Here is an 18,977-nt window from a genome sequence, read left to right as displayed (position 1 = left end):
CGAGTGTGAGCCTGCGCAAAGGGGCTGTCAAGCGGGAGGGTTCGGGTCAGCGGCGGCCCTTTTGCGCCGCTTGCCCTCGTGCATGGCCTGCACGCGAGCCACCGGAATGGTGTGGCCCTCGGCGACGAGGTCGGCATCGAGGGCCTGCGGTGCCGGCATCAGCTCGCGCCACGGGTCGGCATCGCCGAGTCGTTCTGGGGCCGTCCTGATCGTGAAGTCGCCGGGGGTCACCGCATCGATCTCGTCCCACCGCAGGGGGAAGGACACCGGCAGGCCGGGCCGGATCCGGGGGCTGTAGGCGGCTACCACTGTGGCACTTCCGGCGCGGGTGGAGTCCAGGAACACTCGCCCGCCACGATCGTCCCTAATGAAAGCCGTTGTGGTCAGCGCCGGATCGAGCCGCTCGGCCCGGGCGGCGACGGCGCGGGTGGCGGCCGCGACGTCTTCGATGCTGAAAGTCGGCTCGAGCGGGACGAACACGTGCAGACCCTTGGCTCCGCTGGTCTTGACCACGCTGTCCAGCCCGACCTCGTCCAGCACCCGTCGCACGAGGTGTGCGGCGGCGGCCACCACGGCGAAAGGGCCCTCCGGCGGCGGGTCGAGGTCCAGCACCAGGTGCGACTGGCCGGAGCCCACGGGGGACAGCGGCACGTGGAACTCGACGGCGCGCTGGTTGGCGAACCACAGCAGGGTGCGGCGGTCGTTGCCGAGCGCGTACCTGACCTCCCGTTGCGACGAGCGCGCCGGGATGGTGACGGTGCGGATCCAGTCGGGGGCGTGCTTGGGCACGTTCTTCTGCATGAACGGCTCCTGCCCGGGCCGGACCCGCACCACCGACAGGGGCCGGTCGGCGAGCACCGGCACGATCCGGTCGGCGAGCGCGTCGAGGTAGTCGACCAGGTCGCGCTTGGTCACCCCGGTCTCGCCGGTCAGCGGCTGGTCCAGGTGCGTGAACGTCACGTCCTCGTCGTCGCTCATCCCGGCGGGCCCCCTCGGTGCTGGATCAGTGCTGGGTGATGCCGGCCTCGTCGGCCGGGGTGGTGAGCACGCAGAACTCGTTGCCCTCGGGGTCGGCCAGTACGGCCCAGCCGCTGTCGTCGCTGCGCAGGTCGTTGACGATGGTGGCGCCCAGGTCGAGCAGGCGCTGGACCTCCTCGTCGCGGCTGCGGTCGACCGGGCGCAGGCACATGTGCATGCGGTTCTTGACCGTCTTGGCCTCGGGCACCCGCAGGAAGATCAGTTCCCGCCCGGCCGGGCCGGTCAGCGCCACCTCGTCGTCGTCGTCCTCCTCGACGGGGCGGAAGTCGTCGAGCACCTGGGCCCACCACTCCGCCTGGGCACGCGGGTCATGAGCGTCGATGCAGAAGTTCGCGGTGCGGGAAGCCATGTGTCACCTCGACGAGGACGCGGGTAAGACGGGCCGAAATTACCAGTCCTGACCGTTCGCGCGAGCGCCGACGGCCCCTCGTCCATCGGCTACGGTTTGTCCCAGTTCAACATTTCGCAGCGAGGTGGGATGGAATTCCTCTGCTATCACCGCGACCGGCCGGGCTCGGCCGCGCTGCGTGAAGAGCTGGCCGAGCGCCACTGGTCATACATGGACCGCTTCGCCGACCGGATGATCGCCCGCGGCCCCACGCTGGCCGAAGACGGCACCGCCACCGGCAGTCTGCACATTCTCGACCTGCCCGACCCGGGTGCCGCCCGCGCGTTCGCCTTCGACGAGCCCAACTACCAGGCCGGTGTCTACCGGGACGTCCTGTTGCGGCGTTGGCGCAACGTCCTGGGCCGCACCATGTGGCAGTTCCCCGGCGCCGCCGCTGCGGGCAACCGTTACCTGGTCATCGGTCTCGGTGCCGGCGCCGGTGCCGAGGAACTGCCACCAACAATGGACGATCTGATCGCCTACGGCCCGCTGCTGTCGGATGACGGGGTGGCCCGGTTGGGTACGGCGCTCCTGGTGCAGGCGCCGGATGCCGATGCGGCGCTGGCCGTTCTGCCCGCTCAGGGGTACGCCGCGACCGAGGTGCACTCCTGGCGTTTCGGTGGGCGCCCCTAGGGGTCTCAGCTCTCGCTGGTCCAGTCGGTGGAGGCGGCCAGGGTTTCCTGCGGTTCAATCTGGGCCAGGCGCTCGCGCAGGGCGCCGGTGACGAAACGGTAGGAGTCGCTGCCCAGGACCAGGCGCAGCGGTGCGGGTTCCTCGCCGGCGCTGTCGATGATCCGGGCGGCCATCTTCGCCGGGTCGCCCAGCGGGAGACGGCTGCGGTCCTTCGCGCCGCGGACCATGGCGGCGGGGGTGTCGTCGTAGGCCGTGAGCGGCTCGGCCAGCTGCAAGCTGTCGAAGCGGAACTCGGTGCGCGCCCCGCCGGGCTCGACGATGCTCACGCCGATCCCGAAGGGCGCGACGTCGCGGGCCGTGCCTTCCATGAAGCCCTCGATGCCCCACTTCGCGGCGTGGTAGAGCGAGGCGCCCGGGTTGGTGGCCAGGCCGCCGTAGCTGGAGATCTGGATCAGCCGGCCGCCGCCCTGGGCCCGCAGGTGCGGCAGCGCCGCCCGCACGACCTGGATCGAGCCCAGCAGGTTGGTGTTCAGCTGGGCCACCACCTGCTCGTCGGTCAGTTCCTCGGCCGCCCCGAACAGGCCGTACCCGGCGTTGTTGACCACCACGTCGATGCGGCCCAGCTCGGCGAACGCCCGGTCCACGACGGCCCGCACGTTCGGGGTGTCGGTGACGTCCAGGTGCCCGACCCAGAACTGCTCGCCGTAGGTGCGCCGCAGGTCGTCCACCGATCCGGGCCGGCGCACGGTGCCGGCGACGCGCTCACCGCGCTCGAGCAGTTGCTCGGTCATCCGGCGGCCGAAGCCACTGTTGACGCCGGTGATGAACCAGGTGCGAGATGCCATGTCGCTCGTTCTTCCTCTTCTGGCGCCCGCCGCCTCGGCGTGCGCTCGTGCCTTCACTCTGCGACCGGGCCGCCGGCGTCGGCAGATCCCTGTTGTTCCTGGTAGAAGCAGGGACAGGCAGGCCGCACGGTGATCGCCTACGGTGAGGGCCATGGCGACGAGGAGTGCTCTGGGGGACTTCCTGCGGGCCCGCCGGGAGCTGGTCCAGCCGGCCGACGTGGGCCTGCCCGGCGGCGGCCTGCGGCGCACGCCGGGCCTGCGCCGCGAAGAGGTGGCCATGCTGGCGGGGATCAGCGCCGAGTACTACCTGCGCCTGGAACAGGGCCGTGACCGCACTCCCTCGCCGCAGGTGGTGGAGGCGCTGGCCCGGGTGCTGCAGCTGGACGCGGCGGGCACGGAGCATCTGACCGGGCTGGCTCGCCCGAAGACCCGCAGGCGCCCGGCCGCCTCGGCCGATCGGGTGCCGGCCGGTCTCGAGATGCTGGTCGGCACCCTGAACGTGCCGGCGTTCGTGGTCAACCGGTACCGCGACGTCCTGGCCGCCAACCGGCTGGCGGTGAGCCTGTCGCCGCTGATGCGCCCGGGCACCAACCGCCTTCTCACCTTGTTCACCGACCCGCAGGCGCGCGAGTACCACCCTGACCTGGACGAGAACGCGGCCAGCGTGGTGGCCCAGCTGCGCGCCGAGGTCGGCGCCGACACCGAGGACCCGCGGCTGCAGTCGCTGATCGGTGAGCTGTCCCTGAAGAGCCAGCAGTTCCGCCGGCTCTGGGCCCGGCACGACATCCGCAGGGGAGGCTCCGAGGTCAGCCTGATCCGCCATCCGCAGGTCGGTGAACTACGGTTGCGGCGCGAGAAACTGGCGGTGGTGGGTGCGGAGGGCATGCAGCTCGTCCTCTACCACGCCGAGCCGGGTAGCCCGGCCGCCGACGCTCTCACCCTGCTCGCCACGCTGGAGGCCGCAGACCCGGCGCAGGTGCTCAGGCCAAGGGGTGCAGAAGCAGGCTGAGCCCTCCGGCCACCAGCGCCGAGGCCGGCAGGGTCAGGACCCAGGCGGTGAGGATGTCGCCCGCCACCCCCCAGCGCACGGCCGAACGCCGTTTCGTGGCGCCCACTCCCATGATGGCCGCGGTGATGGTGTGGGTGGTGGAGATCGGCGCGTGGAAGGCGTACGCGGTGGTGTAGAGCACCGACGAGGCCACGGTCTCGGCGACGAAGCCGCGCGCCGGGTCGAGCTCGATCACGCCGCGCCCGAGCGTGCGCATGATCCGCCAGCCGCCCGAGGCCGTTCCCAGGCTGATCGCGATGGCGGCCGAGAGTGTCACCCACAGCGGGATTCCCGCGCCCTCGGCGTGGTACCCGCCGGCCACCAGGGCCAGCGTCATCACGCCCATGGTCTTCTGCGCGTCCTGCAGGCCGTGCCCGAACGACATGGCCGCGGCGGAAAAGATCTGGCCGGTACGGAAACCCCGCATCACGGGCGTGGGCCGGGCCTTACGGAAGGCCCACAGCACGCCGACCATGGCCAGGTAGGCCAGCCCGAACCCGACCAGGGGCGAGAGGATCATCGGGATCACGACCTTGTCCAGGATCACCGACCAGTGCACGGGGGAGGAGACCACCACCGCGGCGCCGGCCAGGCCCCCGATCAGGGCGTGCGAGGAGGATGAGGGCAGCCCCAGCGCCCAGGTGAAGATGTTCCAGGTGATCGCCCCGACCAGGCCTGCCAGCACGATCAGCAGACCTGCGTGACCGTCGGGTGGGCTGATGATGCCGCTGCCGACGGTCTGGGCCACGCCGTGCCCCATCAGCGCCCCGACCACGTTGAACACGGCGGCCATGGCCAGGGCCTTGCGCGGGGTCAGGGCCCGGGTGGAGACGGCGGTGGCGATCGCGTTGGCCGCGTCGTGGAAACCGTTGGTGTAGTCGAACACCAGGGCCACGGACACGACCAGCACCACCAGGGTGAGGGTCAGTGACACCGGTCAGGACTCCTTGACCGCGATGGTCTCGACGTGGTGGGAGACCAGCTCGAACGCGTCGGCCGCGTCCTCCAGGGCGTCGATCACCTCGCGCACCTTCAGCAGCTCGAGCGGCTCGTAGGCGCCGGAGTACAGCTCGGCCAGCATGTCCCGCCAGGCGTCGTCGCCCACGTTCTCCAGGCGGTTGATCTCGACCCAGTACTCCTCCAGGCCCTCCATCGTGTGCAGACGGGGCAGGGCCCGGGCGGTGACCCGGGCCTGTTCCTGCAGGACCGCCAGCTGGGTCTCCACCCCGTCGGGCAGGCGGGCCGGGTTGGCCAGGACGAGCATGTCGGCGGCGGCCTCCATGTTGTCCATGCAGTCGTCCAGGGCCGAGGCCAGGGAGAAGATGTCCTCCCGGTCGAAGGGCGTGACGAACGTGCTGTTCAGCTTGCGCTTGGTGGCATGGACGATGTCGTCGCAGGCGTGCTCGGCGTCGCGCATCCGCACCAGCAGGTCGGGCCGGTCGTCCGGCCCGGCGTTGATCACGGCCTGCAGCAGTTCCGCCCCCTCGACCAGGGCGTTACCCGCCTGCACGAGCAGGTCGATGATCGTCGTGTCTCTCGGCGTGAGTCTGAACCGCATCTGCGCATCTCCTGTGTCCACCCGTGTCCGCGCTGACTGTAGCCAGAAACCGGACACAGTGGTCACTCGAAAGACGCGCCCCCATCAATCGTCGTTCATCCCCTGGTCACCTTGCCCGGTTCGGTGCCCGACTGTCCGGAAGATCCGGTGGCGGCCACCCGACCGAGGTGACCACCACCGTCCTTCAATTCAGCCCGAACTCGGGACGTCACGGAACCACGCGGGTCTCCGGTGTGTCCCCGATGTTCGCCCGGGAGCCCGCCAGGCTCCGCACCGGCGTGGAGCCCATCTCGGAACCGTCCGGCGCGTAGGCGGTTGCGATGGCCTCCTTGGCCGGGTCGGCGTCCACCGCGCCGATCCCCGCCTTCAGGTCGACCTCGATCGGGTCTTCTCCCTCGACCGTCACCGTGACCCGCTCGGCGCCCTCGGGGGCCACCACGATCGTCTCCTCGCTGGGACCGTGCTGTTCCTGGGGGTGGTAGGCGATCGGCCGGGAGTCGATCCCCTCGGCCGGAAGCAGCAGTCGCAGGCTGACCCCGCTGCCCTCGGAGCTCCAGTAGTAGGCGAAGGCCAGCACTCCCTGACCGGGCTGCTGCAGGGTGAAGACGTTCAGGTCCTGGCCCCGGAACGTCCCGGCGTAGCGCACTTTCAGGTCAGTACCCTCCAGGGGCAGGGCGGCCGTGTCCAGCGCGTCCTTCAGGCGGGCCCCAAGAGCCGCCGGGTCGGAAGAGTTGTCCCCGAGCGCTGCTTCGGCCTTGGCGGTGTAGGCGTCCATGTCCACGCCGCTCTCGCCCCAGGCCATGCCTTCGGACTCGATCGGAAGAGTCTTGCCGTCCTTGGTCAGGGTGGCCGTGATGGAGGGCGGGACTGCGTGCGGCGCGAGCACCTCCTCGACGAGCCCGCTGTCCTTCTTGCTGCTGGCGAAGACGCCGCCCTGCTCGACCGTGCCCTCGGCGGTGTAGCGGGCCTGGGTGCTGTTGGTCAGTTCGACGGTGTAGCCCACCGGGCCGACCATGACCGCCAGTCCTTCGGCGTCGTTGCTGACATCCGTCACTCCGCTGGCCGGCCGGGTGCCCTCGGCGCCCTGGCTCTTGGTGAGCCGTTTCGCGGAGGCTCCGCGCGGCCCGGTGAACCACGACAGGCTCGAGGCCTCGCTGGGCTGGTCCTCCAGCGACGCCGACGGGGCGGCGACATAGGCCAGTACCAGTCGCTGGTTGCCCACGTCCGAGGCGTACAGCAGCTTCGCCTCGCGGTTCTCGTGCGCGACGACCTTCGGCAGCATGGCATTCAGGAACTTCTCGTTCGTGGCCAGGGAGCCGCGCAGCGGGCTGTCGACGAGAGCCCGGCTGGGGACGACCAGGCTCGGCTTCTCCTGCTCGGAGGCGGGCGCCGAACGATCGGCCTGACCCGAGCCCAGGGCCTGCATACCGGCGGCCGCCCCGACCACGGCGACCACGGCCGCGACCGAGGTCGCCACCCGGATCCGCCGCGCCCGCTGGTTCTTTCGCTCGCGCTGCAGGAACGCAGGGTAGGGCTGCACCTCGTCGCCGGCGAAGGTGGCCTCGTCGGCGAGGGCCGCCCGCAGTTCGGTCTCGATGTTCATCACGGCCTCCGCAGAGCAGGGGTTGTCTTCACGGACGGGGTAGCGCCGGCCGGGCCGGCCGCCATCGTGCTGCGCAGGCGCTCCAGGCCCCGCGAGACCTGGCTCTTGACCGTGCCCACCGAACAGCCCATGGCTGCGGCGACCTCGGCCTCGGACAGGTCCTCGAAGTAGCGCAGGACCAGGGCCGCGCGCATCTTGACCGGCAAACGGCGCAGGGCGGCGATGAGCTGCTGACGCTGATCGATCCGCTCGTAGGGGTCGTGGTGACCCGGATCCACCGACAGGCTCGGGATCTCCCCGAAGCTGCGCCGCCGGCGCCACGAGATCGCCGTGGTCACCATCGCCCGGCGCACGTACTCCAGCGGGGCATCCATGCGCGAGACCTTGGGCCAGTGCCGGTGCACCTTCTCCAGGGCGCTCTGCACCAGGTCCTCGGCCCGGTCGCGGTCCCCGGTGAGCAGGAACGCGGTCCGGTTCAGCGAGCGCCAGTACTGCTGCACGAAGACCTGGAACCCGTCTTCGTCACTCGTCACGGTCGGCACCGTAAAGCACTCTCCAACCGTCATCGTGGGTACGCATCACCTCCTAAGAAACGTGCGTTGACCCAGCAAAGGTTGAGAGCCGATCCGCCGAATCTTCAGCGCCCCTCAGGCGGGCCAGTCGAGGGTCTCGTCGAAGACCTCGGCCAGGCGGCGCATGTCCTCTCCGGCCGCGTGCTGCGACGTGGCCTGGAACGACCAGACCGGCTCACCGAGCACCACGTGCGACAGAGTCCAGGTCAACTGCACCCAGCCGGTGTGCGTCGCCGAGATCTGCAGGCCGCCGCCGTGCGGGTTCCAGGTGCGCTCGCCGTCCCAGCCGCGGAAGTCCTCGTAGAGCGAGCGCAGGAAGGACGACGGTCCCTCTCCCTGCAGCAGCACGACCTGCACGTCGACCTGCACGGACGGACCGCTCGCGCGGACCCGCAGGCCGGCCACGGCGGGGTCGTCCGGACCCCAGGGATAGTCCTTCTCGAGGTGCAGGACGACGTCGCCCTCGGCGCGGATCTGCATGGGCTCAGCTGGTCGGCCGGAAGATCCGCATCGGCCGGATGCTCACGTCACGCCAGACGTCGCCGGTCACGTACGGCTCGGCGTCGTACCAGGCCCGGAAGGCCGCCTCGTCGGCGAAGGCCACGTGCATGGACGAGCCGATCATGCGCCCGTCGTCATCGAGGATGGCGCCACCGCTGAGCAGTTCGCCCCGCTCGCTGAGGACCTGGGCGCCCGCGAGGTGTGCCTCCCGCACCGCCAGACGCCGCTCCAGCGCGTGCTCGTCCGTGCCGTCCCAGGCGGTGATCAGGTATTCGACCGACGTGGTGCTCATGGGCGCCAGCGTATTCGAGACGGAGCCTGACGAAAGTCCTCAGAAGTCCTGCCCGAGGATCGTCACCGCCATCCCCAGGGCCATCGCGCTGGTGGCAGCGGCGAACACCCGGTAGAAGGGCGGCGAGATGGTGGGCATGCCCTGCTCGCGCATGGCGTCGTTCACCCCGGCGGCGTTGCCCCGCACATTCAGAGCCACGACCAGCCCGGAGGCCATTCCGATCAGGAGGAACGGCAGGACGAACCATTTCAGCAAGGACACGTCGAGATCGAAGATGAAACCGCTCAGGAAACCGATGATGGCGAAGAGCCAGGCCAGCGGCAGGGCGTAGGCCAGTGCCCGGCTCGGCTGGGGCATGGCCCGGATCGAGCGCAGGTATGAGGCCGGCGTCAGGGTCTGGGTGGGCGGCATGTCAGAACCGTCCCGACAGGATGAGCCAGACGAACATGATCCCGACGGCCATGATGCCCACACCCAGCAGTCGGACGGCGATCAGGGGGAACACCACCGCCCCTTCCTGCTTCGACAGCTCGATCATCCGGGAGGCGTTACCCCGGAAGTCCAGGGCGTAGACCAGCCCGGCCAGGAACATCACGACGGTGAAAGGCAGCATGGACCACTGGATTCCGCCGTCAGTGGGCGTCGCAAAGCCGATGACGGAGATCACCCAGGTGGCCATGGCCAGCCAGAACAACGTCCTGATGGGTTGCGGCAGGCGAAGAACCATCCGGAAAGGGGCGAAAAACGTCTGCATGCCCGCAGACGCTAATCGGGCAATCCCCCCTCGCAACTCAAGATCGTCAACGTCCAGGTCGGTGAACTTCGGGTCGAGCTCATCACTTCAGTTGGGCGGAAGGTGATCCGATGTCACGAGGTGACCGTGACCTCGTCGATGCAGTGGTCGAGGAGTACTCCTTGGACGATCTTCCTGCAGGCGGCACGGTTCATAGTGACGAGGCAGTCCCCGCCCCCACGCGTCGTCGCTGGCTGATCCTGACGGGTGCCGGGGTGGTAGCGCTCGGAGCGCTGATGGCCGGCCCGGCCACTGCTGCCGAACTGGTCTCCTTCATCGACCGGGCCCCGCAGAACGCCCAGGAGGTCGAGCGGATGGAGGTCTTCTACCAAGGTCGCTCCTACACCTGGGCTCAGATCTACAAGCTGCAGAAACAGGGCAAGGCCGGATACACGGTGCACGAGCCGGTCACCTACAACAAGGGTCAGGCCCATGCCTTCGACTCCGCCGCAGGGGCCGATGCCTGGGCCTGCGCCAACATCGCCGGCCTGGCGGCGCGACCGGTGTGCCGGTCACAGCCACCGGGCTGAGCAGTCCTAAGACCGTCCGGCCCTGCCTCGGTCACTTCCTACGAGGTGTAGGATAGATCCATGAGTTCGATGGATACGTGGTCGCAGCTGGTCATCGGAGCTGCCGAAGTGGAGCGCACCGAGCGCGGTCTGCGGCTGCACCGCCTGCCCGCGTGGGTCCGGCGGCAGTTCGCAGACGGCCAGCTCATGGCCATGCAGGCTCAGCCCTCCGGCGTGCGTCTGGCCTTCACCACCACCGCCACCCGCATCGACCTGGTCACCCATCCGGTGCGCCTGGCCTACCGGGGGCTGGATCGCCCCCGCGGCAACATCGACGTCTGCATCGACGGCGAGCTCGTCCTGCGCGACCCTCTGACCGGCGGGGACATCAACGAGGTCGACCTGCAGAGCGGCCAGACCACCCATCAGCCCGGCCAGCCGCACCACACGCACCTGCACGGCCTGTCCGCCGGCGACAAGCGGGTGGAGATCTGGCTGCCGCACAACGAGAGCGTGGATCTCGTCGACCTGAGCGCCGATGCGCAGCTGCAACCGCTGACCACGCCGGCGCTGCGATGGGTGCACCACGGCAGCTCGATCAGTCAGGGCTCCAACGCCGCCGCCCCCACCCAGATCTGGCCCGTGGTCGCCGCCCAGCAGCTCGGCCTGAACCTGCGCAACCTGGGCTTCGGCGGCAGCGCGCTCGTGGACCCCTTCATGGCCCGCGTGATCCGCGACAGTCCCGCCGACCTGATCAGCGTCAAGCTCGGCATTAACGTCGTTAATCTCGACGGGATGCGCAGCCGCACCTTCGTCCCCGCCGTCCACGGCTTCCTCGACACGATCCGCGAAGGCCACCCTGACGTCCCCCTGCTCGTGATGTCACCGATCTACTGCGGCATCCACGAGAACACGCCCGGGCCGGGCGCTATCGATCCGGCGAGCCTGGGCACCGGCCAGGTGCGTTTCCTGGCGACCGGCCGGGAAGGCGACACTGAACTCGGGCGCCTGACACTGTCGGTGATCCGAAAACTGCTCGAGGACGTCGTCAAGTCTCGTTCGGATCGCAATCTGCACTACCTCGACGGGACGCAGTTGTACGGCGAGAAAGACGCAGTGCAGCTGCCTTTGCCCGACGCCCTGCACCCAGACGTCGCCACGCATCGCCTGATCGGCGAGCGTTTCGCCAAGCACGTGCGCTCTGAGCGTCCGGACGGTTCGCAGGAGGGGCAGCGGTCATGGCTCGCGCAGGCCTGAACCAGGAGATCGTCGAGGCGACCGCCGCCCAACTGGCCGACCAGGAAGGACTGGCCGGGCTGTCCCTGAGCGCGGTGGCCCGCCAGCTGAAGGTTCAGTCGGCGAGCCTCTACGTGCACGTGGCCAACCGGCCCGCTCTGCTGGCCGCTCTGCACCGCCGAGCCCTGGGCGACCTCGCCACCCGGATCAGCCACGAGATCGCCGGAAGGTCTGGGCTGGAAGCGCTTCAGGGACTGGCCGAGGCCCACCGCAGCCTGGCCCAGGAACACCCGGGGGCGTGGGCCGCACTGCAGCAGATCGCCGACGCCGACACCGCCACCTCGAAAGAGGCGGCCGAGGTGGTCCAGCTCAACATGGCCGTCCTTCGCCAGTACGACATCGCAGCAGACGAAACCGTTCACGCTACCCGGGTGATCGGTTCAGCCATCAACGGTTTCGTCTCCCTCGAACTGCAGCACGCTTTCGGCCACCGTGACGTCGATGCCGAAGCATCGTTCCAGCGGATGGTCAGTGCCCTGGACCGTGCGCTGCGCAGCTGGCCGTCGTGATGGCTTGCGGTACCACTTGAGGACGCTTGTGGGCCTGATCGTTTCGTTCTCACCAGTCCGTGGGAGGACTTCCGCAGCAGCTCGCGCACCGATTGCCCGTGATCGAGGGGGAGTGGCCCTCGCATGCGTGTCGGCTCACTCGCATCCGGACGTGTGAGTCACAAGGCGCGGACCGCCTCGACCAACGGCCGCATGCGCTCGGCGTCGAAAGCGCTGACCATGGCTACGATCCGCCCCTCCCGCACAGTGAGGCGATCGCGGCCGGGAATCTCGATCCGGTTGCCGTCCGCCAAGGTTCCGCGGATTACGAGGTCGACCACGATCTGCGCGCCCTCGAACGTCACCACGGCGGATTCGGAGTAGTCCGGCATCAGCCTGGTGAAGAGGGCAAGACGCTGAGACAACGCCTGCAGCAACACGTCTGCGGGATAGACCCCGTCCGCCGGTTCGGCCGGCTCGTGCCGCAGCTCCACCTCCTGCCCCAGCCACTGACGCATAGCCTCCTGAGTCGCCGCCGGCCCCTGCGCAAAGGCCTGCTCCAGCTCGCCCGCGACCTCGGCCGCCGTGGCTTCCTGCATTGCTGCTCCTCCGCCTCCCTAGAGGTCCAGCCTCGGGCCGGCGCCTGGGCCCGGGCAAGCTCCGGCGATCTGCTGAGCGCAGATGCAAGGTCGAACACTGAGACGGCCGCCCGAGCGCCGGCTTGAACGCTCGCAGCCCCGACTGCTCGGCATCAGCAAGGCTGCTACTGGGACGCCGATGGCGATCGGGTGGGTCGCGACGCTGTGGCGGGTCATGGGCGGGGCGAACCAGCTCCTGGTGCGCAGGCGCTGTACGAGGTGGTCCTGAGCGCGGCCGCAGACTCAGACCCGAGGGTCGGCGCTGACGCTCGCGGGCCCGGCTACCGGGCTGCTTCCAGCCCCGGAGTCCAACTGTGCTGCCAGGGTTTTCACGCGGGTGGTGATGTCGTCGCGGATCAGGCGCATGCGTTCCATGCCTTCGATGCCGCGCTGCGAGGGCTCGTCGGTCTCCCAGGTGATCACCGGCGTGCCGCCCACGGGTTCGACGCGGGCCTCGCTGCCCAGGACCACCACCAGGTCGGCGGCGGCGACCAGGTCCGAGGTCAGGGCCTTGGGTGCCTGGCCGCTCATGTCGACGCCGACCTCGGCCAGCGACTGCACGGACTGGGCATTGAGTTTGGTGCCGGCATCGGTTCCGGCGGAGTCCACCTCGATGCCGGCACCGGCGTGCTGGCGCATCAGGGCGGCGGCCATCTGGGACTTGCCGCCGTTGCGGACGCAGACGAACAGGACTTTGCTCACGGCTGGAACTGCCTTCCGAGGAGGTGAGGGGCCGACGTCGCCTGGACGGGGGTGATGGCCATGGGTGGGGTGAGGCTCAGCAGCAACCGGCTGGTCCGCAGGCGGCCGACTCGTCTTGGCCGCTGCGATCGTTCTGGCTGATAAGCGTCAGCAGCTGGAGCGCGTCGCTGGGCTTGGTCGCGCGGATGATGGCGCCGTGCATGCCCGGGACCGCCTCGTGCGTGAATTCCACCGCGGCGTCGGTGAAACCGGCCGCAGCCAGTCCGTCGAGGTATTCGCTGCGGGACAGGGCGCCGGCGATGCAGCCGACGTAGCTGCCGCGTTCGGCCCGCTCGGCCGGGCTGAGGTGGTCCTCGGCCACGACGTCGCTGATCCCGATCCGCCCGCCCGGGACCAGGACCCGGAACATCTCGGCCAGCACCGCGCTCTTGTCGGTGGACAGGTTCACCACGCAGTTGCTGATCACCACGTCGATCGAGGCGGCCGGCAGCGGGATGGCCTCGATCTGGCCCTTGAGAAACTCCACGTTCGTGGCGTCGGCCTTCGCGGCGTTGGCGCGGGCCAGGGCCAGCATCTCCTCGGTCATGTCCAGCCCGAACGCCCGGCCGGTCGGGCCGACCCGCTTCGCCGACAGCAGCACGTCGATCCCACCGCCCGAGCCTAGGTCGAGCACCCGGTCGCCCGGCTGCAGGGAAGCCACCGCCATTGGGTTCCCGCAGCCCAGCGACGCGGCCAGTGCCTCAGCCGGCAGACCCTCCACGTCCTCACCCGCGTACAGGCCCGCCCCGAAGGAGCCGTCCAGGGCCATGGAGCCGGCCGCAACGTCCGGGCCACAACACGAGGCAGACGCCCCCTGCGCACCCGTGCTGGACACGGCGATCGCGGCTGCGGCGTACCCGGCCCGGACCTGCTCGCGCAGGTCCCCGGCACCATCGGCCTGGTTGATCGGTGTCGTCATGATCCCCACTCCTCGAAACGAGAGATAGACGCTTGTCGATGTCTGATCGTGGCTCAGGGATCGACAATCGTCAATGTCTTGACGCAGACTGGCTGCATGACGTCCGCGCAGACCGCCCGACCGCGCATCAACCTCCAGCCCTCGGCGGCCGCGGCCACGACCAAGGTCCAGGACGCGTCGTGCTGCACCCCCACCGGAACCGGGCCGATCCCCGGCGTCGAGGAAGCACAGAAGCTCGCGACCCTGCTCAAGGCCCTGGCCGAGCCCACCCGCCTGCAACTGCTGTCCTTGGTCGCGGCCCATGAAGGCGGCGAGGCGTGCGTGTGCGACCTGACCGCACCGGTCGGGCTGTCCCAGCCCACGGTCTCCCACCACCTGAAGATCCTGGTCGACGCAGGCCTGCTCACCCGCGAAAAGCGCGGCGTCTGGGCGTACTACACCCTCGTGCCCGAACGCCTGACTCAGATCACCGCGGCCCTGGGTGACTTCACCACGCCCCAGGCGCCGACGCCGCAGGCCGCCCAGTGATCGCTCCCATGACGTCCCAGCACGCCGGGCCGGTGCTGGCGATCTACCAAGCCGGGATCGACGAGGGCAACGCCACCTTCGAGACCACCGCGCCGGACTGGCCCGCCTTCGACGAGGCCAGACTGCCCGAGCACCGATTCGTCGCCCTCGAAGACGACACCGTCCTGGGCTGGGTCGCCGCCAGCAAGGTCTCCGACCGCTGCGTCTACGGCGGCGTGGTCGAGCACTCCGTCTACGTGGCCCCCGACGCCCGCGGCCGCGGCGTAGCCACCAGCCTCCTGGCAGCCCTGATCGACTCCACCGAAGCCGCCGGCATCTGGACCATCCAATCCGGCATCTTCCCCGAGAACACCGCCAGCCTGACCCTGCACCGGCGCCTCGGCTTCCGCACCATCGGCACCAGAGAACGCATCGGACGCCACCACGGCACCTGGCGCGACGTCATCCTCCTGGAACGCCGCAGCCCGCACATCACCTGAACCCGAAGTCGGCAAGGCGCTCGGCGAACTGTTCCGGCGTCTCGATCGTGATGCCCAATGCCTCGGCCCTTCGCGAAGGACTGTGCCGGTTCGGTCGCGACCTGTGCCGGCGTAGCCGTCGTCATGCTTGTCCTTCGCATCGCCAAAGGTCCAGCCCCAGGCTGCTGGCCGGGGCCGGGCAAGCTCGGCGCACGACACGGAGCCCCACCTACCCGCCCGAGGACCAGCGCGCCGGAGGTGGCGGTGCAAAGACGATCGTTCAGCGGCCGCCGTCGACGCGGTCGATGAAGTCGCCGACAGTGCTGGCAAAGGCAGCGGGCGCCTCCTGCGCGACGAAGTGCCCGACGTCGGGGATCGTGACCGCGGTGACGTCCTCGGCGACCTGGCGCATCGTCTGCTCGGTGAAGGGGGCGTTGATGCCGTCGACCGCGAGCACCGGAACGGTCAGTGGACGTGACCCGGCCAGGGTCCGCATCTGGTCCCCGCCGGTCAGGGAGGAGCGGTACAGCTCCTGGGTGCCGAGCCATCCGCCCGGCCGGGCATAGGTACGGGCGAACTCGTCGAGGTCGGCCTCGGTGACTGCGCCCGGCACCGTCGTCATCGCCGAGACGGCCCAGTCGAGCATCGTTCGCTCGTGGCCGGACAGGAACAGCTCCGCAACTCCCGGGGCGGCCAGGAAGCCCACGTGCCAGGAGCCGCCGTTCCTCACGTCTGCCAGCATCTCCCAGCCGTAGCCGGGCAGTGTGGTCTCGACGCCGGTGAGACTAAGAACGTCGTCGGGGTGCGTGGCCGCGAATGCGAAGACCGGCCCGCCGCTGATGTCCTGGCAGGTCACGTGCACGGGCCCGACGCCGAGGTGGGCGATCAGCTGGTGCAGGTCCTCCGCCATGGTGGTCAGGTCGTGCGCGCCGTCGGCGACGGCGGAGTCGCCGAAGCCGCGCAGGTCGACGGCGAAGACCCGGTGGGTGGTGGCGAGCAGCGGGATGACGTCGTGAAAGGCCCACCAGGACTCCGGCCAGCCGTGCACCAGCAGGATCGGGGAGCCGGTGTCGCCGGCCGAGACGTAGTGCAGCGTGGTGCCGTTGACGTCGGCGCTGTGGTGCGTGACGCCCGCCACCGAGGGGGAGGCGGTCGTGAAAGAGCTGGACATGCGGTGACTCCCATAATGGACAACCAGGTTGACTTCAGTGTTGGTCAACCAGGTTGTCCATGTCAAGGGAGATCTAGACTGCGGTCATGTCCTCAGGATCCGGCGCCGATCTCGCCCTGCTGCTCCTGGGCAGCTATCGCAATCTGGTGGACGAAGTGGTCCGGGAACTGGCGACCCGGGGATACCCCGACGCCCGGCCCTCGCACGAGTACGCGATCCGGGCCATCCGGGCCGGCGCCAACAGTGCCTCGGACCTGGCTCGCAGGCTGGCCGTCACCAAGCAGGCCGCGGCGAAGACGATCGCCGCGCTGGTCGAACGCGGATACGTCACCACCGAGACCGACCCCGCCGACGTCCGCCGCAAGAACATCCGGATCACCGATCACGGGATGGGGCTGATCGCCGAGGGCACCGCGATCTTCGACGAGGTGCGGGCCCGCTGGGAAGCGCGTCTGGGCGCCGACGAACTGGCCCGGCTGGAGTCGCAACTCGCACAGTTCGTCGGTGACTCGCCGATCAACCTCGACGCCCCGGGCTGGGCGGCGGGACAGGAACTGCGCTAAAAAGCGTTCTGCCAGCCGCTGGCGTCGCGAGGCGATGTCGGACGGCCATAACGAGCGCTCAGGTGTGCCCCCGGCATAGGCGATTAAACCGGCGGTCGCCTCGGATGCTGAGCTGACATCGCTGCCTGCGCGTCCTTTGCCGTGCACGGCCGGACCGATCCTGCGGTCGATCCGGCCGGTCCACAACGTTGCTCCGAGCTGCTCGCTATTCGTCCAGTGCCAGGAAGTCGGCCACGCGCTCGGCGAACTCGTCCGGGGTCTCGATCGTGATACCCAGTGCCTCGGCCTTGGTGTACTTGCTGGAGCCGCTCTCGGAGGCGACCAGCAGGCCGGTGGTCTTGGACACCGAGCCGCTGGACTTGCCCCCGGCCCGCTCGATCAGCTCGTTCATCTCGTTGCGGGACAACTCGGCCAGCGGGCCGGTCATCTTGCCGGTGACCACCACCGTCATCGGTTTGCCGTTCTCACCGGTCAGCGGCAGCAGGGCGGCTGCCTCAGCGCTGCTCTCGGCCGCCCGGGCCGCCGCCTCACGGCCGGACAGGCCCGGCTCGGTCATGTTCACCCCGGCCTCGCGCAGCTTCTGCACGACCGGCGCCAGCTCGGCCAGTTCCTCGACGATGACCGGGGCCTTCTCCGGCCCGATCCCGTCGACCTCCTCGAACTCGGCGGCGGTGGCGGCCTGGATGGCTTCCATGGTGCCGAACCAGCGGGCGATGCGGCGGCTCATCGAGCGGCCGGTGCCGCGCACGCCGAGGGCGGTCAGCGTGCGGGCCAGCGGCTTGGCCTTGGCCCCCTCGATCTCGCTCAGGACCTTGGTGGCCGAGGCCTCACCGATCCGGTCGAGTTCGAGCAGCTGCTCCTGGGTGAGGGTGAACAGGTCGGCGACGTCGGTGACCAGGCCGGTGTCGACGAGCTGGCGCACGAGCTTCTCGCCGACGGACTCGATGTCCCAGCAGTCGCGGGCCACGGCGTAGCGCACGGCCTGGGGCAGGGCGCAGATGCGGCCCTGCTTGCAGCGCCAGCGTTCCTGGGAGCGGTCGATCTCGCCGCCGCAGTTCGGGCAGACCTGCGGCACCTCGATCTCGGTCTCGTTGCCGGTGCGGGCGGCCGCGACGAAGCCCTCGATGCGGGGAATGACCTCGCCCGCGCGCAGGACCATCACGGTGTCGCCGATCATCAGGCCCTGGCGGGCCAGATCGTTGGGGTTGTGCAGGGTGGCGTAGCTGACCGTGACCCCGCCGACGAACACCGGTGCGACCCGCCCGCGGGGTGTGATGACCCCGGTGCGGCCGACCTGCCAGATGACCTCTTCGAGGGTGGTCAGGCGCGAGTCGGACGGGTACTTGTAGGCCGTGCCCCAGCGCGGCGCCCGCGAGGACGAGCCCGCGGCCTCACGGTCGGCGTACGCGTCGGCCTTGATTACCGCACCGTCGATACCGAAGCCCAGATCCGCCCGGGCCGCCAGCAGAGCGTCGATGTACTCCTGAGCCTGCGGCAGGGTGTCGACCACCGCGATGCCCGCCCTCGTGGTGGCGGCGGTGTGCACACCCAGCTCGCCCAGCAGCTCGATCGCCGCCGAATAAGCAATGTCTGCATCGGGTTTGGGGCCGGAGTAGGTGTCGGGCAGGGGAAGCACCTGGTAGGCGAAGAACGTCATGGGGATGATGTAGGTGCGGTCGCGTGAGCCGCGCAGAGCACCGGCGACCCCGTTACGCGGGTTGACGAAAGCCTTGTCACCGTTGGCCAGCCGCAGCTCGTTCGCCGCCTCGAACTGGGTGTCGGTGAGCATGACCTCCCCACGCACCTCCAGCGTCAGAGGCCGGGCCAGCGTGGCCGGCAGCCCGACGATGGCCGCGACAGCGAAGGTCACGTCTTCACCGTGCAGACCATCACCGCGGGTGATGATCTGCACCAGGGAACCGTTCTCGTACCGCGCCGCCAGCGCCAGACCGTCCAGCTTGGGCTCGACCACGTACCGCGGCTCGTGCCCCAGCCGCTTGGCCAGACCTGCGTGCCACTCCAGCAGATCGGCAGCCGAGAACACGTTGTCCAGCGACAGCATGGGCACGGTGTGCTCGACGTCGCCCGCCGCCCCGGCCACCACCTGTGTGGGGGAGTTCTCGACCTGCCACTGCGGGTGCGCGGCCTCGGTCGCGGCGATGTCGCGCACCAGCTGGTCGTAGGTGGCATCGTCCAGCACGGTGACGCCCGCGCCGCTCGGTGCGTCTGCTGCGACCTCGGTGGTGGCGTAGTACACGCCCGCCGCCGCACGAACCGTCTCAACCGCCTGCAGGTACTCGTCCCGCCCGAGCACCGTGCCCGCACCGATCGCCGTATCGCTCATCGCGACTCACCGCCCAGCAGCACAGCCGGGTGGTGAGGTGCCCGGGCGTCA

At 69.7% G+C, this 18,977-nt stretch carries 24 protein-coding genes; 8 read left to right on the top strand and 16 right to left on the bottom strand.

All coding sequences use genetic code 11. The features are described from left to right. Nucleotides 1–27: 27 nt before the first annotated feature. Together ligD and QSK18_RS18560 are read right to left on the bottom strand one after the other, a co-directional pair. Nucleotides 28–978 (bottom strand): non-homologous end-joining DNA ligase, encoded by a 951-nt coding sequence (gene ligD / locus QSK18_RS18565; protein WP_285621034.1) that lies wholly within the window; start codon nt 976–978, stop codon nt 28–30. A 25-nt stretch (nt 979–1,003) separates the two neighbouring features. Beyond that, entirely contained in the window at nt 1,004–1,387 is a 384-nt protein-coding gene (locus QSK18_RS18560) for a VOC family protein (RefSeq protein WP_285621032.1), read from the bottom strand. Nucleotides 1,388–1,516: 129 nt separating this feature from the next. Here QSK18_RS18560 and QSK18_RS18555 point away from each other — a divergent pair, with 129 nt between their 5' ends. After that, nucleotides 1,517–2,059: a YciI family protein gene (locus QSK18_RS18555; protein WP_285621031.1), complete on the top strand. Its 543-nt coding sequence runs from the start codon at nt 1,517–1,519 to the stop codon at nt 2,057–2,059. 5 nt (nt 2,060–2,064) lie between these two features. Here QSK18_RS18555 and QSK18_RS18550 read toward each other — a convergent pair whose 3' ends face one another. Then, nucleotides 2,065–2,904 carry an SDR family oxidoreductase gene (locus QSK18_RS18550; protein WP_285621030.1) on the bottom strand — a complete coding sequence of 280 codons (840 nt, stop codon included), beginning with the start codon at nt 2,902–2,904 and terminating at the stop codon, nt 2,065–2,067. A 151-nt stretch (nt 2,905–3,055) separates the two neighbouring features. Between QSK18_RS18550 and QSK18_RS18545 the strand changes: the two genes are divergently transcribed. Next, nucleotides 3,056–3,913: a helix-turn-helix transcriptional regulator gene (locus QSK18_RS18545; RefSeq protein ID WP_285621029.1), complete on the top strand. Its 858-nt coding sequence runs from the start codon at nt 3,056–3,058 to the stop codon at nt 3,911–3,913. On the opposite strand, the gene QSK18_RS18540 is transcribed toward QSK18_RS18545, so the two are convergent. From QSK18_RS18540 to QSK18_RS18505, 8 genes are all read right to left on the bottom strand, one after another. Beyond that, entirely contained in the window at nt 3,885–4,880 is a 996-nt protein-coding gene (locus QSK18_RS18540; protein WP_269809828.1) for an inorganic phosphate transporter, read from the bottom strand. The genes QSK18_RS18545 and QSK18_RS18540 overlap by 29 nt on opposite strands. A 9-nt stretch (nt 4,881–4,889) precedes the next feature. Then, a complete protein-coding gene (locus QSK18_RS18535) occupies nt 4,890–5,510 on the bottom strand; it encodes a DUF47 domain-containing protein (RefSeq protein ID WP_232809757.1) in 621 nt (206 codons plus the stop codon). A gap of 208 nt (nt 5,511–5,718) precedes the next feature. After that, nucleotides 5,719–7,113 (bottom strand): hypothetical protein, encoded by a 1,395-nt coding sequence (locus QSK18_RS18530; RefSeq protein WP_232809758.1) that lies wholly within the window; start codon nt 7,111–7,113, stop codon nt 5,719–5,721. Continuing rightward, the gene (locus QSK18_RS18525; protein WP_232809759.1) at nt 7,113–7,646 is read right to left on the bottom strand and encodes a SigE family RNA polymerase sigma factor; all 534 of its coding nucleotides are present in this window, start codon (nt 7,644–7,646) and stop codon (nt 7,113–7,115) included. Before QSK18_RS18525 ends, QSK18_RS18530 begins: the two co-directional genes overlap by 1 nt. A gap of 114 nt (nt 7,647–7,760) precedes the next feature. After that, a complete protein-coding gene (locus QSK18_RS18520; protein WP_285621028.1) occupies nt 7,761–8,165 on the bottom strand; it encodes a DUF6228 family protein in 405 nt (134 codons plus the stop codon). A gap of 4 nt (nt 8,166–8,169) precedes the next feature. Continuing rightward, complete coding sequence (locus QSK18_RS18515; protein ID WP_285621027.1) at nt 8,170–8,478, bottom strand: YciI family protein; 309 nt, start codon at nt 8,476–8,478, stop codon at nt 8,170–8,172. Between the two features lie 39 nt (nt 8,479–8,517). Further along, complete coding sequence (locus tag QSK18_RS18510; RefSeq protein ID WP_285621026.1) at nt 8,518–8,889, bottom strand: hypothetical protein; 372 nt, start codon at nt 8,887–8,889, stop codon at nt 8,518–8,520. Between the two features lies 1 nt (nt 8,890). After that, nucleotides 8,891–9,232, bottom strand: a complete 342-nt coding sequence (locus QSK18_RS18505) for a hypothetical protein (RefSeq protein ID WP_232809763.1) — start codon at nt 9,230–9,232, stop codon at nt 8,891–8,893. A 110-nt stretch (nt 9,233–9,342) separates the two neighbouring features. Here QSK18_RS18505 and QSK18_RS18500 point away from each other — a divergent pair, with 110 nt between their 5' ends. From QSK18_RS18500 to QSK18_RS18490, 3 genes are read left to right on the top strand one after another with little or no spacing between them, the layout of a single operon-like run. Then, the gene (locus QSK18_RS18500; RefSeq protein WP_285621025.1) at nt 9,343–9,801 is read left to right on the top strand and encodes a hypothetical protein; all 459 of its coding nucleotides are present in this window, start codon (nt 9,343–9,345) and stop codon (nt 9,799–9,801) included. A 60-nt stretch (nt 9,802–9,861) separates the two neighbouring features. Next, a complete protein-coding gene (locus tag QSK18_RS18495; protein WP_352396587.1) occupies nt 9,862–11,037 on the top strand; it encodes a GDSL-type esterase/lipase family protein in 1,176 nt (391 codons plus the stop codon). After that, nucleotides 11,019–11,585: a TetR/AcrR family transcriptional regulator gene (locus tag QSK18_RS18490; protein WP_285621023.1), complete on the top strand. Its 567-nt coding sequence runs from the start codon at nt 11,019–11,021 to the stop codon at nt 11,583–11,585. The genes QSK18_RS18495 and QSK18_RS18490 overlap by 19 nt, the downstream gene beginning before the upstream one ends. Nucleotides 11,586–11,743: 158 nt before the next feature. On the opposite strand, the gene QSK18_RS18485 is transcribed toward QSK18_RS18490, so the two are convergent. The 3 genes from QSK18_RS18485 to arsM form a co-directional block, all read right to left on the bottom strand. Continuing rightward, nucleotides 11,744–12,163, bottom strand: coding sequence for a nuclear transport factor 2-like protein (locus QSK18_RS18485; RefSeq protein ID WP_285621022.1), 420 nt, complete (start codon nt 12,161–12,163; stop codon nt 11,744–11,746). A gap of 282 nt (nt 12,164–12,445) precedes the next feature. Continuing rightward, nucleotides 12,446–12,904, bottom strand: coding sequence for an arsenate-mycothiol transferase ArsC (locus QSK18_RS18480; RefSeq protein ID WP_285621021.1), 459 nt, complete (start codon nt 12,902–12,904; stop codon nt 12,446–12,448). Nucleotides 12,905–12,980: 76 nt separating this feature from the next. Continuing rightward, nucleotides 12,981–13,862, bottom strand: coding sequence for an arsenite methyltransferase (arsM, locus tag QSK18_RS18475; RefSeq protein WP_285621020.1), 882 nt, complete (start codon nt 13,860–13,862; stop codon nt 12,981–12,983). A 96-nt stretch (nt 13,863–13,958) separates the two neighbouring features. Between arsM and QSK18_RS18470 the strand changes: the two genes are divergently transcribed. Next, nucleotides 13,959–14,390 carry an ArsR/SmtB family transcription factor gene (locus tag QSK18_RS18470; RefSeq protein WP_232809770.1) on the top strand — a complete coding sequence of 144 codons (432 nt, stop codon included), beginning with the start codon at nt 13,959–13,961 and terminating at the stop codon, nt 14,388–14,390. Nucleotides 14,391–14,398: 8 nt separating this feature from the next. Next, nucleotides 14,399–14,869 (top strand): GNAT family N-acetyltransferase, encoded by a 471-nt coding sequence (locus QSK18_RS18465; protein WP_232809771.1) that lies wholly within the window; start codon nt 14,399–14,401, stop codon nt 14,867–14,869. Nucleotides 14,870–15,128: 259 nt separating this feature from the next. Here the strand turns inward: QSK18_RS18465 and QSK18_RS18460 are convergent, their stop codons facing one another. Beyond that, nucleotides 15,129–16,019: an alpha/beta fold hydrolase gene (locus tag QSK18_RS18460; RefSeq protein WP_232809772.1), complete on the bottom strand. Its 891-nt coding sequence runs from the start codon at nt 16,017–16,019 to the stop codon at nt 15,129–15,131. A gap of 86 nt (nt 16,020–16,105) precedes the next feature. Here QSK18_RS18460 and QSK18_RS18455 point away from each other — a divergent pair, with 86 nt between their 5' ends. Next, nucleotides 16,106–16,582, top strand: a complete 477-nt coding sequence (locus tag QSK18_RS18455) for a MarR family winged helix-turn-helix transcriptional regulator (protein WP_232809773.1) — start codon at nt 16,106–16,108, stop codon at nt 16,580–16,582. A 205-nt stretch (nt 16,583–16,787) separates the two neighbouring features. Here the strand turns inward: QSK18_RS18455 and ligA are convergent, their stop codons facing one another. Beyond that, nucleotides 16,788–18,926: an NAD-dependent DNA ligase LigA gene (ligA, locus tag QSK18_RS18450; protein ID WP_285621019.1), complete on the bottom strand. Its 2,139-nt coding sequence runs from the start codon at nt 18,924–18,926 to the stop codon at nt 16,788–16,790. Nucleotides 18,927–18,977: the final 51 nt, after the last annotated feature.

Origin of the sequence: Kineosporia sp. NBRC 101677, from assembly GCF_030269265.1 — a bacterium.
Lineage (GTDB): Bacteria > Actinomycetota > Actinomycetes > Actinomycetales > Kineosporiaceae > Kineosporia > Kineosporia rhizophila.
Note: the sequence above shows the minus strand (reverse complement) of the source record. Positions and strands in the feature narration are given on the sequence as shown.

What these genes read in the sequence shown, in the direction of transcription:
- QSK18_RS18455 (WP_232809773.1), top strand. Translation starts at nt 16,106, where the DNA reads ATGTCCTCAGGATCCGGCGCCGATCTCGCCCTGCTGCTCCTGGGCAGC.
- QSK18_RS18515 (WP_285621027.1), bottom strand. Translation starts at nt 8,478, where the DNA reads ATGAGCACCACGTCGGTCGAATACCTGATCACCGCCTGGGACGGCACG.
- QSK18_RS18520 (WP_285621028.1), bottom strand. Translation starts at nt 8,165, where the DNA reads ATGCAGATCCGCGCCGAGGGCGACGTCGTCCTGCACCTCGAGAAGGAC.
- QSK18_RS18560 (WP_285621032.1), bottom strand. Translation starts at nt 1,387, where the DNA reads ATGGCTTCCCGCACCGCGAACTTCTGCATCGACGCTCATGACCCGCGT.
- QSK18_RS18535 (WP_232809757.1), bottom strand. Translation starts at nt 5,510, where the DNA reads ATGCGGTTCAGACTCACGCCGAGAGACACGACGATCATCGACCTGCTC.
- QSK18_RS18550 (WP_285621030.1), bottom strand. Translation starts at nt 2,904, where the DNA reads ATGGCATCTCGCACCTGGTTCATCACCGGCGTCAACAGTGGCTTCGGC.
- ligD (WP_285621034.1), bottom strand. Translation starts at nt 978, where the DNA reads ATGAGCGACGACGAGGACGTGACGTTCACGCACCTGGACCAGCCGCTG.
- QSK18_RS18545 (WP_285621029.1), top strand. Translation starts at nt 3,056, where the DNA reads ATGGCGACGAGGAGTGCTCTGGGGGACTTCCTGCGGGCCCGCCGGGAG.
- QSK18_RS18530 (WP_232809758.1), bottom strand. Translation starts at nt 7,113, where the DNA reads ATGAACATCGAGACCGAACTGCGGGCGGCCCTCGCCGACGAGGCCACC.
- QSK18_RS18460 (WP_232809772.1), bottom strand. Translation starts at nt 16,019, where the DNA reads ATGTCCAGCTCTTTCACGACCGCCTCCCCCTCGGTGGCGGGCGTCACG.
- ligA (WP_285621019.1), bottom strand. Translation starts at nt 18,926, where the DNA reads ATGAGCGATACGGCGATCGGTGCGGGCACGGTGCTCGGGCGGGACGAG.
- QSK18_RS18500 (WP_285621025.1), top strand. Translation starts at nt 9,343, where the DNA reads ATGTCACGAGGTGACCGTGACCTCGTCGATGCAGTGGTCGAGGAGTAC.
- QSK18_RS18470 (WP_232809770.1), top strand. Translation starts at nt 13,959, where the DNA reads ATGACGTCCGCGCAGACCGCCCGACCGCGCATCAACCTCCAGCCCTCG.
- QSK18_RS18485 (WP_285621022.1), bottom strand. Translation starts at nt 12,163, where the DNA reads ATGCAGGAAGCCACGGCGGCCGAGGTCGCGGGCGAGCTGGAGCAGGCC.
- QSK18_RS18505 (WP_232809763.1), bottom strand. Translation starts at nt 9,232, where the DNA reads ATGCAGACGTTTTTCGCCCCTTTCCGGATGGTTCTTCGCCTGCCGCAA.
- QSK18_RS18555 (WP_285621031.1), top strand. Translation starts at nt 1,517, where the DNA reads ATGGAATTCCTCTGCTATCACCGCGACCGGCCGGGCTCGGCCGCGCTG.
- QSK18_RS18465 (WP_232809771.1), top strand. Translation starts at nt 14,399, where the DNA reads ATGACGTCCCAGCACGCCGGGCCGGTGCTGGCGATCTACCAAGCCGGG.
- arsM (WP_285621020.1), bottom strand. Translation starts at nt 13,862, where the DNA reads ATGACGACACCGATCAACCAGGCCGATGGTGCCGGGGACCTGCGCGAG.
- QSK18_RS18495 (WP_352396587.1), top strand. Translation starts at nt 9,862, where the DNA reads ATGAGTTCGATGGATACGTGGTCGCAGCTGGTCATCGGAGCTGCCGAA.
- QSK18_RS18490 (WP_285621023.1), top strand. Translation starts at nt 11,019, where the DNA reads ATGGCTCGCGCAGGCCTGAACCAGGAGATCGTCGAGGCGACCGCCGCC.
- QSK18_RS18510 (WP_285621026.1), bottom strand. Translation starts at nt 8,889, where the DNA reads ATGCCGCCCACCCAGACCCTGACGCCGGCCTCATACCTGCGCTCGATC.